The organism is Streptomyces sp. NPDC003247 (genome assembly GCF_042888135.1).
Lineage (GTDB): Bacteria > Actinomycetota > Actinomycetes > Streptomycetales > Streptomycetaceae > Streptomyces.
This window is the reverse complement of record NZ_JBIAPF010000013.1, coordinates 45104-58257: the sequence shown is the minus strand read 5'-3', so window position 1 is coordinate 58257 and position 13154 is coordinate 45104. Positions and strand designations below refer to the sequence as shown.

Sequence of the window (13154 nt, the reverse complement as noted above, 5' to 3'; positions counted from 1 at the left end):
TCTCCCGATGCAGGCGGGTCTCACTCCTCCAGCGTCAGACCCTTGCGCAGCCGCACCAGGGTCCGCGACAGCAGTCGTGAGACGTGCATCTGGGAGATGCCGAGTTCGTCGCCGATCTCCGACTGGGTCAGACCGGCGACGAAACGCAGGGAGAGGATCTTCCGGTCCCGGTGCGGGAGCTCGGCGATCAGCGGCTTCAGGGACTCGACGTACTCGATGCCCTCCAGCCCGTGGTCCTCGTAGCCGATGCGGTCGGCGAGGGCGCCCTCGGCGTCGTCGTCCTCGGGCTGGGCGTCCAGCGAGGAGGCGGTGTACGCGTTCGAGGCGGCCATGCCCTCGACGACCTCGTCGTTGGAGATGCCGAGACGTTCCGCCAGCTCGGCCACGGTGGGGGCGCGGTCGAGCTTCTGGGCCAGTTCGTCCCCGGCCTTGGCCAGGTCGAGGCGGAGTTCCTGGAGCCGGCGCGGGACGCGCACGGACCACGAGGTGTCACGGAAGAAACGTTTGATCTCGCCGATGATGGTTGGCATCGCGAAGGTGGGGAACTCCACACCCCGGCTCAGCTCGAAACGGTCGATCGCCTTGATCAGGCCGATCGTCCCGACCTGGATGATGTCCTCCATCGGCTCGCTGCGGGAGCGGAAGCGGGAGGCCGCGAACTTGACCAGCGCGAGGTTCAGCTCGACGAGGGTGTTACGGACGTACGAGTACTCGTACGTCCCCTCCTCCAGCGACTCCAGCCGCTCGAAGAGGGTCTTGGACAAAGCGCGCGCGTCGACGGGTCCGACCTCGTCGTACGGCGGAATCTCCGGGAGCCCGGCGAGCGCGTCGGCGGGGTCCGCGGTGGCGTCGCTGTCCTGTGCGACGGGATCCAGAAGTGCGATGGGATCCAGATGGTCCGGTGGGGGTGTCGACGTCGCCCTGTGGGTATGCGGTGCGTCGAGCCGGGATGACATGATGTCCTCCATCGTTCTCGGCATATGGCTGCCGAAGCCAGTGCGTGCACTACGGTGTGCGGCGCCTCCGAAGCCGGCGTGTCGGGTACGTGTTCCTCCTAGCCCTACCCGCTTTGCTCGATCGATCGCAAGTGCGTTTTGTTGAGTTATGTCCGTTTGTGGGTGATTGTTCGGCTGTTGGAGCGCGGATCGAAGGCGTAGTGTTCGAGGGCGTCAGCAAGCAGTCACGACCTCGGGAGAGACACGGCATGGACCGCGGGACGGTCGGCAGCGCACAGTCTGGCCGGCTTCTGGTGGAGGTGCGGGAAGAGGGCTCCAGCGCCGTCGTGACACCGGCGGGTGAGCTCGACCACCACACGGCCGACCTGTTGCGTGAGCCGCTCGAGGGCTGCCTCGAGAAAGGGCTGAGCCGACTGGTCGTGGACTGCTCCCGGCTGGAGTTCTGCGACTCCACGGGGCTCAACGTGCTGCTCGGCGCCCGCCTGAAGGCGGAGGCGGCCGGCGGCGCGGTGCACCTGGCGGGCATGCAGCCCGTGGTGGCCCGGGTCTTCGAGATCACCGGCGCGGACGCCGTCTTCACCGTGCACGACACGGTCGAGGCCGCCCTCGCCGACGGCGACGGCTGACCCGGCGAGTGCCCCCCGGCTTCCCCACGTCCCGCGCGGACGGCGCGTTACGCGCGTCACACCCGCGTCGAAGGGCGTACGGGGGCGCACGGGACGGGCGCGCGAGGGGTGCGGGAGGGGCTGCCGCGGGGACGGCCGGGCGGACGGGACGGCTCACCTGCGGGCGAACGAGGGGTGTTCCGCCGGTTCCGTCGGGCAGGAGACATCCTGAACATGTCGATGACACACGCGTGGTGCGGCCCGTACGCCACGTACGGCACGAGGAGCGCGAGGAGCTCCGCAAGCTCGAGGAGGGGCGGGATGAGCGGACCGACCGTGCGACGGCCGTCGACCGTGTGTACTGGATCCGGTGCCCGTGGGAGCTCGTGCACTCCGGGAATCTCGAATCGTGTCCATCGCGAACTGGTGAATCGGTGAGGTGAAGCGCTGATGAGCACCACCCGGCCCTGTTCGCCGGGCGACCGCGGCCCGGAGCCCAGCGGCGCTTCCGGGGCGTCGGAGGGTCGTCAGGTCCGCAGGCTGAGCTTGGACGGCGAGAGCGGCGTGGTCCCGCTCGCCCGCGACTTCGCCCGCCAGGCGCTGCACGCGTGGGGCTGGCTGCCCGCCGCGACCGCCGACCGGCGGGCCGCGGCCGAGGACGTGCTGCTCGTCGTCTCCGAACTGGTCACCAACGCCTGCCTGCACGCCGAGGGCCCCGATCAGCTCTTCCTGGGCTGTGACAACAAGGTCATCCGGGTGGAGGTCTCCGACCGCGGCACCGGCCAGCCGACTCCTCGCACCCCGCACCGCGCCGGACGCCCCGGCGGTCACGGCATGTTCATCGTCCAGCGGCTCTCCCTGGACTGGGGGGTCGTCCGGACGCCGGGCGTCTCGGGCAAGACGGTCTGGGCCGAACTCGGCGCCCCGGCGTAGCGGCACCGACCGAGCCACGCTGTCGGAGCCGCCCGACCGAGCCACGCGCTGCCCGCGCCGCACGACCGGGCCACGCGGGCTGCGCACGACCGGGCCACGCGGGCTGCGCCCGACCGGGCCACGCGGGCTGCGCACGACCGGGCCACACGGCCTGAGCCGCCCGACCGGGCCAAGCGGGCTGAGCCACGCTGCCCGCGCCGCCCGACCGGGGCGCCCGATCCGAGGCGCGCGTACGGGGCCGAGCCGCACCCCTCCGGCGTGTCCGTGTCCCCCTCATCCTCCTCCGCCCTCCCCGCCGCACCGTGACGCGCCGTCAACGTCCGCACGGCGGGCGGCACACGGCACAGGCGACGGAGCAGCACGGAAAAGCCCAGAAAAGCCCGGAAAAGCCCGGAAAAGCCCGGAGGGCCGCCGCACCCTGTCGGTGCGACGGCCCTCCGTGAGGTCGTGGCCGGACGTCAGCGGACGTCGCCCATGAGCTCCTTGACCTTGTTGCGGTACATCCACACCGCGACACCGGCGACCACCGCGAGCGTGGCCTCCAGGGCGACGATGCCCGTCTTGTTCAGGTCGACGCCGGCGATGGAGAGCAGACCGGTCGTGGCGTCACCGGCGGTGACGGCCAGGAACCACACACCCATCATCTGCGAGGCGTACTTGGCGGGCGCCATCTTCGTGGTGACCGACAGGCCGACCGGAGAGAGCGTCAGCTCGCCGACGGTCTGCACGAAGTAGATCGCCACCAGCCACAGCGCCGCCGCCTTGTGACCGCCCTCCGCGATGGACAGCGGGGCCATGAAGAGGAAGAAGGACGCGCCGATCAGCACCAGGCCCGAGGCGAACTTCACGATCGTGCTCGGCTCCTTGCCGCGCCGGTTGAGCGCCAGCCAGATCCAGGCGAAGACCGGGGCCAGCGCCATGATCAGGACCGGGTTGACCGACTGGTACCAGGAGACCGGGAAGTCCCAGCCCAGCACGCTGTTCTCGGCCGAGGAGTCGGCGAAGATCGACAGGGTCGAGCCGCCCTGGTCGTAGATCATCCAGAAGACGGCCGCGGCGACGAAGAACCAGATGTACGCGGACATCTTCGACTGCTCGGCGCGGTCGAGGTCCTTGTCCCGCTTGATGTTGACCAGCACCATCACCGGGATGATCACACCGAGCAGGGTCAGCGGGACCAGGACCCAGTTCAGGGTGTAGTGGCCGGAGAACCCGACGATCGCGTAGAAGACGACGGCGACGGCGGCCCAGATCGCGGACTTGCGCAGCGTCGCGGCCTTCTCGTCGGCGGACAGCGGCTTCGGGACGACGCTGGAGCGCGCGTCCAGGTGGCGGCTGCCGATCAGGAACTGGACCAGGCCCAGGGCCATGCCGAGCGCGGCGAGCGCGAAGCCCAGGTGCCAGTTGACGTTCTCACCGATGGTGCCGATGATCAGCGGCGCGGCGAAGGCACCCAGGTTGATGCCCATGTAGAAGACGGTGAAGCCGCCGTCGCGGCGCGGGTCGTCCGGGCCGTCGTACAAGTGGCCGACCATCGTGGAGATGTTGGCCTTCAGCAGACCCGAGCCGATGGCGACCAGACCGAGACCCGCGTAGAACGTGCCCGACGAGGGCAGCGCCAGCGTGAGGTGGCCGAGCATGATGACCGCGCCGGCGACGGCGACGGTTTTGCGCGGTCCCCAGACCCGGTCGCCGAACCAGCCGCCCGGCATGGCGAGCAGGTACACCAGGGAGACGTACACCGAGTAGATTGCGGTCGCGGCGGCCGCGTTCAGGTGCAGCCCGCCCGGGGCGACGAGGTACAGCGGGAGCAGAGCCCTCATGCCGTAGTAGGAGAAACGCTCCCACATCTCGGTCATGAAGAGAGTGGCCAGTCCGCGGGGGTGGCCGAAGAAGGTCTTCCCGGAGCCGGGGGTGCCCGGACGGACCGAGTCCTTCGTCAGGCTGGACGCCATGGTCGTTCCTTGCTGGTCGGGACGCATGAGTGGAGCGTTACGCGCCCGGTGGGGGCGGCCGGCACCGGCGTTCGGCCCGCCCACCCCGCACGCCCACGGGGAGTCCGCTCCGGGTCTCGGAACGGCGGACGGCGACCACCGGGATCCACGCCCCCGCGCAGGGGGCCCGGCCACAGGTCATTCCTTTCCAGGGCTGGTGAGAACCAGCCCGCACACGCAAGAGACCCCTGGCGTCAGTTCGTCGAGCGCCAAGGGTCCCCGCGGTGCTACAGGCGTCCTTTCACCATACGGCAGGACAGTGCCGGATATGGAAGGACTTGAGACACGGATCACAGGTGATCCAGGAACCAGGGGTCACTTTTCAAGGTCCATACCAGGATGACATCCCCGGACCCCAGGTCCGGACCATGATCTGTCGTGTCGCGCGGGGTGAATGTCCGTCATGTCCCTGGGTAAGAGGCCGGGTCGGCCGTCACACCTCTGGCCCCGCCCCGTGCGGACTACCATCGGCTCATGACCCGTGTACTGCTCGCCGAGGACGACGCGTCCATCTCGGAGCCGCTGGCCCGCGCACTGCGCCGGGAAGGGTACGAGGTCGAGGTGCGGGAGGACGGACCGTCCGCGCTCGACGCCGGCCTGCAGGGCGGCGTCGACCTGGTCGTGCTGGACCTCGGCCTGCCCGGCATGGACGGTCTGGAGGTGGCCCGCCGGCTGCGCGCCGACGGCCACGCCGTGCCGATCCTGATCCTCACCGCGCGCGCCGACGAGGTGGACACCGTCGTCGGTCTGGACGCGGGCGCCGACGACTACGTCACCAAGCCCTTCCGGCTGGCCGAACTGCTCGCGCGCGTCCGGGCCCTGCTGCGGCGCGGCTCCGCAGAGCCCCAGCAGCCGCCGGCCACCCACGGCGTGCGGATCGACGTCGAGTCGCACCGCGCCTGGATGGGCGAGGAGGAGCTCCAGCTCACCGCCAAGGAGTTCGACCTGCTGCGGGTCCTCGTCCGGGACGCCGGCCGGGTCGTCACCCGGGACCAGTTGATGCGCGAGGTCTGGGACACCACGTGGTGGTCCTCGACCAAGACGCTGGACATGCACATCTCCTGGCTGCGCAAGAAACTCGGCGACGACGCGGCCAACCCCCGCTACATCGCCACCGTGCGCGGAGTCGGGTTCCGCTTCGAGAAGAGCTGACCGCCCGTGCTCGACGGGACCCGCGCCGACGCGCGACACGGCCGCCGACGCCCGTGCCGCACCGCGGGTGCGGGCCGTGAACGGCCGGTCGCGCCGTTCCCCGCACCCCTGGGCGGGGTCGCCCACACCGTCCCGTAGCGTCACCGTCCGGAGATCCCAGTGCGTCGCCGTCTGATCCAGTCCACCCTCGCCGTGGTCCTCGTCGTGATCGCCGTCTTCGGCGTGTCGCTGGTCATCGTCGAGACGCGCACGATCAGCAACAGCGCGCAGGAGCGGGTCGAGCTGGAGGCGGCGCGGCTCGCCAGCATCGTGGACAGCCGGCTGCTGGGCGCCGGGACCGTCGACGCGGAGGTCCTCCGCGACCAGGTCACCCAGGACCGCTACGCCGTGATCCGCATCCCCGGGCAGCGGGCCATCGAGGTCGGCGACCGGCCCGAGGGCGACGTCATCCGCGGCAGGGCGCGGGGCGAGGAGGGCGAGACGGTCGTCATAGAGGAGCCGCGCTCCTCCGTGACGCGCGAGGTCGGCCGCACCCTGCTGATCATCGGGCTGGTGGCGCTGCTCGCGGTGATCGCCGCGGTGCTCCTCGCCATCCGCCAGGCCAACCGGCTCGCCTCCCCCCTCACCGACCTCGCCGAGACCGCCGAACGCCTCGGCTCCGGCGACCCGCGCCCCCGCCACAAGCGCTACGGCGTCCCCGAGCTGGACCGGGTCGCGGACGTCCTCGACGCCTCCGCCGAACGCATCGCCCGTATGCTCACCGCCGAGCGGCGCCTCGCCGCCGACGCCTCCCACCAGCTGCGGACGCCCCTGACCGCGCTGTCCATGCGGCTGGAGGAGATCACCGTCACCGACGACCCGGAGACGGTGAAGGAGGAGGCGACCATCGCGCTCACCCAGGTGGAACGCCTCACGGACGTGGTCGAGCGCCTGCTGACGAACTCCCGCGACCCGCGCACCGGCTCCGCCGTCACCTTCGACCTCGACGAGGTCATCCAGCAGCAGCTCGCCGAGTGGCGCCCCGCCTACCGCAGCGCGGGCCGCGCGATCGTCAGCTCCGGCAAACGCCACCTCCAGGCGGTGGGCACCCCGGGCGCGGTCGCCCAGGTGCTGGCGGCCCTGATCGAGAACTCCCTCATGCACGGCGGCGGCACCGTCGCCCTGCGCACCCGAGTCACCGGCAACCAGGCCGTCATCGAGGTCACCGACGAGGGCCCCGGCGTCCCGGCCGACCTCGGCGCCCGTATCTTCGAGCGCGCCATCAGCGGCCGCAACTCCACCGGCATCGGCCTCGCCGTCGCCCGCGACCTCGCCGAGGCCGACGGCGGCCGCCTGGAGATGCTCCAGGCCCAGCCCCCGGTCTTCGGCCTGTTCCTGTCCCGGACGGCTCCCGAGAAGAGGACGTCCGCCGCGGACGAGCCGACGGTGCGCTGAGCAGACGGTGCGCCGTGGCGCCGGTCACGCCAGGCGCTGCTGAGGTGAGGCGCCGGTCACACGGATTCGGGTGCGGTGCCGCCCGCTCAGCTCACCCGCTGCGTCGGCTGCGGCTGCCGCGCCTCCGTCGCCAGCACCGACTCCGCCCCCGCCACGGCCTCCCGCACCGGAATCGCCCGGAACACCCACGTCCGGTACGACCAGAACCGGAACAGCGTGGCGACGCCGATGCCGAGGAACTTGAACACGTTGCTCTGGAGCCGGCCGTCCCACCCGAAGCCGTACGTGGCCAGGAACAGCAGCCCGTTCTCGATGACCAGTCCGGCCGCGCTGAACAGCAGGAACAGGGTCAGCTCACGCGTCCGCCCGCCCTTGTCGCGCTCGCGGTACGCGAAGTAGCGGAACCCGATGTAGTTGAAGACGATGGCGACGACGGTCGCGATGACACTGGCCCGCACCACCGGCAGATCGGTGACGTGCCGCACGAAGTTGAACACGGCGAGGTTGACCAGGAGGCCCGCTCCGCCGACGGCGCCGAACCGGACGAGCTCGCGGGCTATTCTCCGCAGCCGCCCATCCCCCGTGGAACCATCCGAGGAACCTTGTGCCATGGCCGTACAGGCCCCCGTCCGGGTGTCGGTTTCGTCAACCCAGCCATGCTAACCACCCCCCTTGCAGGTTTCCTGTGGTGCGCCTCACGAGATCCGCGAGCGGGCCGCCGCAGTGCCGCCAAAGTGTTGCCGGAGCGGCGGGGCAACGGCGGGGGAGCGGCGGCGCGGAGCCCGGGGGACGACGGCGGAGGACCTCCGGAGAGGCGCGGAAACCGGCCGTCCGGCGAGGCCCGATACCCTAGGGGCGTGACATTCCCGGTAGTCGGCATGGTCGGCGGGGGTCAGCTCGCTCGGATGACACACGAGGCGGGCATCCCGTTGGGCATCAGGTTCAAGCTCCTCAGTGACACTCCCCAGGATTCCGCGGCCCAGGTGGTGAGCGATGTCGTCGTAGGCGACTACCGCGACCTGGACACCCTGCGTGATTTCGCGCGGGGGTGCGATGTGATCACCTTCGATCACGAACACGTACCCACCGAGCATCTACGGGCGCTGGAGGCGGAGGGCATCCCCGTCCGCCCTGGCCCCGACGCGCTCGTGCACGCCCAGGACAAGGGCGTGATGCGCGCGAAGCTCACCGAGATCGGTGTGCCGTGCCCGCGCCACCGTCTCGTGAGCGACCCGCAGGACGTGGCGGCCTTCGCCGCCGAGGGCGACGGGTTCCCCGTCGTCCTCAAGACCGTCCGCGGCGGCTACGACGGCAAGGGCGTGTGGGTCGTCGACTCCGCCGAGGAGGCCGCCGACCCCTTCCGGGCCGGCGTGCCGGTCCTCGCCGAGGAGAAGGTCGACTACGTGCGCGAACTCGCCGCCAACGTCGTCCGCTCCCCGCACGGCCAGGCCGTGGCCTACCCGGTGGTGGAGTCCCAGCAGGTCAACGGCGTCTGCGACACGGTCGTCGCCCCGGCGCCCGGCCTCGACGCGTCCCTCGCGCTCCAGGCCGAGGAGATGGCCCTGACCATCGCCAAGGAACTCGGCGTCGTCGGCCACCTCGCCGTGGAACTGTTCCAGACCCGCGACGGCCGCATCCTCGTCAACGAGCTCGCGATGCGCCCGCACAACTCGGGCCACTGGTCCATGGACGGCGCGGTCACCAGCCAGTTCGCCAACCACGTCCGCGCGGTCCTCGACCTGCCGCTGGGCGACCCGCGCCCGCGCGCCCCGTGGACGGTCATGGTCAACGTCCTCGGCGGCGACTACCCGGACATGTACTCCGCGTACCTGCACTGCATGGCCCGCGACCCCCAGCTCAAGATCCACATGTACGGCAAGGACGTGAAGCCCGGCCGCAAGGTCGGCCACGTCAACACCTACGGCGACGACCTGGACGACGTGCTGGAGCGCGCCCGTCACGCTGCCGGCTACCTGAGAGGCACGATCACCGAATGAGCCCCGTCGTAGGCATCGTCATGGGATCGGACAGCGACTGGCCCGTCATGGAGGCCGCCGCCAAGGCCCTCGACGAGTTCGAGATCGACTACGAGGTCGACGTCGTCTCCGCGCACCGCATGCCGCGCGAGATGGTGGCGTACGGCGAGCAGGCGGCCGACCGGGGCCTGAAGGTGATCATCGCGGGCGCTGGCGGCGCCGCCCACCTCCCCGGCATGCTCGCCTCCGTCACCCCGCTGCCGGTCATCGGCGTGCCCGTGCCGCTGAAGTACCTCGACGGCATGGACTCCCTGCTGTCGATCGTGCAGATGCCGGCCGGTGTGCCGGTCGCCACGGTCTCCGTCGCCGGCGCCCGCAACGCCGGCCTGCTCGCCGCCCGCATCCTGGCCGCCCACGACGAGGACCTCCTGGCCCGCATGCGCGACTTCCAGCAGGACCTCAACGACCAGGCCACCGAGAAGGGCAAGCGGCTGCGCGCCAAGGTCGAGGGCGCCGGCAACGGCTTCGGCTTCGGGAAGTGACGACCGTGACCAGGCCGGACAGGCTGGAGGAGGCCCGCGAGCTCCTGCGCGGGTTCCCGGTCGTCGACGGGCACAACGACCTGCCCTGGGCGCTGCGCGAGCAGGTCCGCTACGACCTCGACGCCCGGGACGTCGCCGTCGACCAGCGCGCCCACCTGCACACCGACATCCCCCGCCTGCGGGAGGGCGGGGTCGGCGCGCAGTACTGGTCGGTGTACGTGCGCGCGGACCAGCCCGACGCGGTCCCGGCGACACTGGAGCAGATCGACTGCGTACGGCGGCTCATCGACCGCCACCCCGGCGACCTGCGCGCCGCGCTCACCGCCGCCGACGTCGAGGCGGCCCGCGCGGAGGGCCGTATCGCCTCCCTCATGGGCGCCGAGGGCGGCCACTCCATCGCCAACTCCCTGGGCACCCTGCGCGGCCTGTACGCGCTCGGCGTGCGCTACATGACGCTCACCCACAACGACAACGTCGACTGGGCGGACTCCGCGACCGACGAGCCGAGGGCCGGCGGGCTGACGGCGTTCGGCCGCGAGGTCGTGCGGGAGATGAACCGGCTCGGCATGCTCGTCGACCTCTCCCACGTGGCGGCGACGACGATGCGGGACGCGCTGGACACGTCCTCCGCGCCGGTGATCTTCTCCCACTCCTCCTCCCGGGCCGTCTGCGACCACCCGCGCAACATCCCGGACGACGTCCTGGAGCGGCTGCCCGCCAACGGCGGCGTCGCGATGGTGACGTTCGTGCCGAAGTTCGTGCTCCAGGCGGCCGTGGACTGGACGGCCGAGGCCGAGGAGAACATGCGCGCCCACGGCTTCCACCCGCTCGACACCACCGCGGAGGCGATGGCGGTCCACCGCGCCTTCCAGGAGCGCCGGCCGCGCCCGACCGCCACGGTCGCCACGGTCGCCGACCACCTGGACCACATGCGCGAGGTGGCCGGCGTCGACCACCTCGGCATCGGCGGCGACTACGACGGCACGGCCTTCACCCCCGAGGGCCTCGACGACGTCTCCGGCTACCCGAACCTCATCGCCGAACTCCTCGACCGCGGCTGGTCCAGGACCGACCTCGCCAAGCTGACCTGGCAGAACGCGGTCCGGGTGCTGGGCGCGGCGGAGGACGTGGCCGGTGGCCTGAAGGCGACGCGCGGCCCGTCGAACGCGACGATCGAGTCGCTGGACGGCTGACCCGGCCCGCGCGGGGCGGACCGGCCGACGCCTCCGGCCGCCGCCCCGCTCACGGACGCCGGTGACGGGACCCGTACCCGAGACCCCCGGTACGGCTCCCGTACCACCGGCGCCCGCTCACCGGCGCCCGCTCAGCGGCGCTCGCTCAGCGGCGCTCGCTCACGGACGCTCGATCCGGCACAGGCAGAACGGGTGTCCCGCCGGATCGGCGTACACCTGGAAGTCCTTCTTCTCCCGGTCCTCCAGGTCCAGGGGCCGCGCGCCCAGCGCCACCACCCGCTCGTGCACCGCGTCGAGCTCCTCCCAGGTGGCGCCGGCGTCGAGGTCGAGGTGGAACTGCTGCGCGTTGCGGTCGCCCCGCGGCCACTCGGGCGGGGTGAGGTCCGCCACCTCCTGGAAGGAGAGCCGGGGGCCTCCGGGCACCTCGAGGACGACCCAGTCGTCCCCCTCCTCGGCCTCCGGCGTGCCGCCCAGCACAGCCGCGTAGAAGCCGGCGAGCGCATGCGGGTCGGGGCAGTCGAGCACGACGGAACGGACACGGACGACGGGTGCCATGGGCAGTCTCCTCGCTGGCCGGCGGACGGACGAGGACACGGGTGCCCAGCCGTGCGCGCCCGGTAACCCACAGCAGTGACCCGCAGCCCGGACCCACAGGTGTGACCCACGGTCGTGACCCACAGGGAGTTCACGCCGCGCGGGCCACCCGGGTGCGGCAGAATGCACGCGTACGCCGGTTCGGCCGACTGAGCCTCGGCCGAACCGGCGTCGTCCGTCCGCCAGCGCACGGCGAGCGGCCGCTCCCGCCGACCGGCCGCTCCCGCCGACCGGCCGCTCCCTCAGGCCGCAGGTCCCGTCAGGCGGTCGGGCGGCCCATCGCGCGGTACGTCCAGCCGGCCTTCCGCCACAGCTGCGGGTCGAGCGCGTTGCGCCCGTCCAGGAGCACCCGGGCGGCCGTGACCTCCCCGAGCACCGCCGGGTCGAGCTCACGGAACTCCCGCCACTCGGTCAGGTGCAGGACGACGTCGGCGCCCCGCACCGCCTCCAGGGCCGTGTCGGCGTAGCCGAGGGTGGGGAAGACCCGGCGGGCGTTCTCCATGCCCTTCGGGTCGTAGACGGTCACCTGGCCGCCCTGGAGGTGGATCTGGCCGGCGACGTTCAGTGCCGGCGAGTCGCGGACGTCGTCCGAGTCCGGCTTGAACGTCGCGCCCAGCACGGCGACCCGGCGGCCCAGGAAGGGCCCGCCGCCCAGCGCCTGCCGGGCCAGCTCCACCATCTGCCCGCGCTGGCGCATGTTGATCGAGTCGATCTCGCGCAGGAAGGTCAGCGCCTGGTCGGCGCCCAGCTCGCCGGCGCGCGCCATGAACGCCCGGATGTCCTTGGGCAGGCAGCCGCCGCCGAAGCCGATCCCCGCCCGCAGGAACTTCTTGCCGATCCGGTCGTCGTGCCCGATGGCCTCCGCCAGCTTGGCGACGTCGCCGTCGGCGGCCTCGCACACCTCGGCCATGGCGTTGATGAAGGAGATCTTGGTGGCGAGGAAGGAGTTCGCGGCGGTCTTCACCAGCTCGGCGGTCGGGAAGTCGGTGACGACGAACGGCGAGCCCTCGCCGATCGGCGTGGCGTACACCTCCCGCAGCAGCTTCTCGGCCCGCTCGCTGCGGACGCCGACGACGATCCGGTCCGGGTGCAGTGTGTCCCGCACGGCGTAGCCCTCGCGCAGGAACTCCGGGTTCCACGCCAGCTCGGCGTCGGCACCGGCCGGGGCCAGCCCGGCGACGGTGCGGGCGAGCCGGTCGGCGGAGCCCACGGGCACGGTCGACTTGCCGACGACGAGGGCCGGCCGGTGCAGATGCGGGGCCAGGGAGGCGATCGCGGACTCGACGTACGACATGTCGCAGGCGTACTCGCCGTGCTTCTGGGGCGTGTTGACGCAGACGAAGTGGACGTCGCCGAAGGCGCCGACCTCCGCCCAGTCCTGGGTGAAGCGCAGGCGTCCGGTGGACCCCTCGAAGCCCGGGACGTGCCGGCGCAGCAGCTCCTCCAGGCCCGGCTCGTACATCGGGGTCTCGCCCCGCTCCAGCATCTCGATCTTCTCGCGCACGACGTCGAGCGCGAGGACCTCGAAGCCCAGCTCGGCCATGGCCGCGGCGTGCGTGGCGCCGAGATAACCGGTGCCGATCACGGTGATCTTGAGGGCCATGGGGGCAGCTCCTGGGCTGGACGGGGATCAGGATGGCGCGCCCGAGCATAGTCGGGGCGTGAGGGAGCCTCTCACCGGGCAGTTCTCCTGTGCTCTCCCCCCTGTCGTCAAGGTCACGTGACACTCCTGTGAGCAGCCCCCTAAACTTTGAGTTACTTAACGGTAATTAGCG

The 13154-nt window shown here is 71.6% G+C and carries 12 protein-coding genes; 7 read left to right on the top strand and 5 right to left on the bottom strand.

Annotated features, from left to right (window positions below; translation table 11 throughout):
• Positions 1 to 20: 20 nt before the first annotated feature.
• On the bottom strand, positions 21 to 968 hold the full coding sequence (locus ACFYWQ_RS34635) for an RNA polymerase sigma factor SigF (protein WP_389522131.1): 948 nt from the start codon (positions 966 to 968) through the stop codon (positions 21 to 23).
• Positions 969 to 1204: 236 nt separating this feature from the next.
• Between ACFYWQ_RS34635 and ACFYWQ_RS34630 the strand changes: the two genes are divergently transcribed.
• Positions 1205 to 1582, top strand: coding sequence for an STAS domain-containing protein (locus ACFYWQ_RS34630; protein ID WP_389522129.1), 378 nt, complete (start codon positions 1205 to 1207; stop codon positions 1580 to 1582).
• Between the two features lie 429 nt (positions 1583 to 2011).
• Positions 2012 to 2494, top strand: a complete 483-nt coding sequence (locus tag ACFYWQ_RS34625) for an ATP-binding protein (RefSeq protein WP_389522127.1) — start codon at positions 2012 to 2014, stop codon at positions 2492 to 2494.
• Positions 2495 to 2952: 458 nt separating this feature from the next.
• Here the strand turns inward: ACFYWQ_RS34625 and ACFYWQ_RS34620 are convergent, their stop codons facing one another.
• A complete protein-coding gene (locus tag ACFYWQ_RS34620; protein ID WP_389522125.1) occupies positions 2953 to 4449 on the bottom strand; it encodes an oligopeptide:H+ symporter in 1497 nt (498 codons plus the stop codon).
• Positions 4450 to 4962: 513 nt separating this feature from the next.
• Here ACFYWQ_RS34620 and ACFYWQ_RS34615 point away from each other — a divergent pair.
• Complete coding sequence (locus ACFYWQ_RS34615; RefSeq protein WP_135787585.1) at positions 4963 to 5640, top strand: response regulator transcription factor; 678 nt, start codon at positions 4963 to 4965, stop codon at positions 5638 to 5640.
• A gap of 159 nt (positions 5641 to 5799) precedes the next feature.
• Positions 5800 to 7074 (top strand): ATP-binding protein, encoded by a 1275-nt coding sequence (locus ACFYWQ_RS34610; RefSeq protein ID WP_389522123.1) that lies wholly within the window; start codon positions 5800 to 5802, stop codon positions 7072 to 7074.
• A gap of 86 nt (positions 7075 to 7160) precedes the next feature.
• Here the strand turns inward: ACFYWQ_RS34610 and ACFYWQ_RS34605 are convergent, their stop codons facing one another.
• The gene (locus ACFYWQ_RS34605) at positions 7161 to 7685 is read right to left on the bottom strand and encodes a GtrA family protein (RefSeq protein WP_389522121.1); all 525 of its coding nucleotides are present in this window, start codon (positions 7683 to 7685) and stop codon (positions 7161 to 7163) included.
• A 246-nt stretch (positions 7686 to 7931) separates the two neighbouring features.
• Between ACFYWQ_RS34605 and ACFYWQ_RS34600 the strand changes: the two genes are divergently transcribed.
• From ACFYWQ_RS34600 to ACFYWQ_RS34590, 3 genes are read left to right on the top strand one after another with little or no spacing between them, the layout of a single operon-like run.
• Positions 7932 to 9071, top strand: a complete 1140-nt coding sequence (locus ACFYWQ_RS34600; RefSeq protein WP_389522119.1) for a 5-(carboxyamino)imidazole ribonucleotide synthase — start codon at positions 7932 to 7934, stop codon at positions 9069 to 9071.
• The gene (gene purE / locus ACFYWQ_RS34595) at positions 9068 to 9592 is read left to right on the top strand and encodes a 5-(carboxyamino)imidazole ribonucleotide mutase (protein WP_389522117.1); all 525 of its coding nucleotides are present in this window, start codon (positions 9068 to 9070) and stop codon (positions 9590 to 9592) included. The genes ACFYWQ_RS34600 and purE overlap by 4 nt, the downstream gene beginning before the upstream one ends.
• Before the next feature lie 5 nt (positions 9593 to 9597).
• Positions 9598 to 10785: a dipeptidase gene (locus ACFYWQ_RS34590; protein WP_389522115.1), complete on the top strand. Its 1188-nt coding sequence runs from the start codon at positions 9598 to 9600 to the stop codon at positions 10783 to 10785.
• A gap of 159 nt (positions 10786 to 10944) precedes the next feature.
• On the opposite strand, the gene ACFYWQ_RS34585 is transcribed toward ACFYWQ_RS34590, so the two are convergent.
• The gene (locus ACFYWQ_RS34585) at positions 10945 to 11340 is read right to left on the bottom strand and encodes a VOC family protein (RefSeq protein WP_389522114.1); all 396 of its coding nucleotides are present in this window, start codon (positions 11338 to 11340) and stop codon (positions 10945 to 10947) included.
• A gap of 298 nt (positions 11341 to 11638) precedes the next feature.
• On the bottom strand, positions 11639 to 12982 hold the full coding sequence (locus ACFYWQ_RS34580; protein WP_389522112.1) for a UDP-glucose dehydrogenase family protein: 1344 nt from the start codon (positions 12980 to 12982) through the stop codon (positions 11639 to 11641).
• Positions 12983 to 13154 lie beyond the last annotated feature (172 nt).

Coding starts and splice junctions, on each gene's coding strand:
- purE (WP_389522117.1), top strand. CDS start 9,068: ATGAGCCCCGTCGTAGGCATCGTCATGGGATCGGACAGCGACTGGCCC.
- ACFYWQ_RS34635 (WP_389522131.1), bottom strand. CDS start 968: ATGGAGGACATCATGTCATCCCGGCTCGACGCACCGCATACCCACAGG.
- ACFYWQ_RS34580 (WP_389522112.1), bottom strand. CDS start 12,982: ATGGCCCTCAAGATCACCGTGATCGGCACCGGTTATCTCGGCGCCACG.
- ACFYWQ_RS34605 (WP_389522121.1), bottom strand. CDS start 7,685: ATGGCACAAGGTTCCTCGGATGGTTCCACGGGGGATGGGCGGCTGCGG.
- ACFYWQ_RS34630 (WP_389522129.1), top strand. CDS start 1,205: ATGGACCGCGGGACGGTCGGCAGCGCACAGTCTGGCCGGCTTCTGGTG.
- ACFYWQ_RS34620 (WP_389522125.1), bottom strand. CDS start 4,449: ATGGCGTCCAGCCTGACGAAGGACTCGGTCCGTCCGGGCACCCCCGGC.
- ACFYWQ_RS34615 (WP_135787585.1), top strand. CDS start 4,963: ATGACCCGTGTACTGCTCGCCGAGGACGACGCGTCCATCTCGGAGCCG.
- ACFYWQ_RS34625 (WP_389522127.1), top strand. CDS start 2,012: ATGAGCACCACCCGGCCCTGTTCGCCGGGCGACCGCGGCCCGGAGCCC.
- ACFYWQ_RS34585 (WP_389522114.1), bottom strand. CDS start 11,340: ATGGCACCCGTCGTCCGTGTCCGTTCCGTCGTGCTCGACTGCCCCGAC.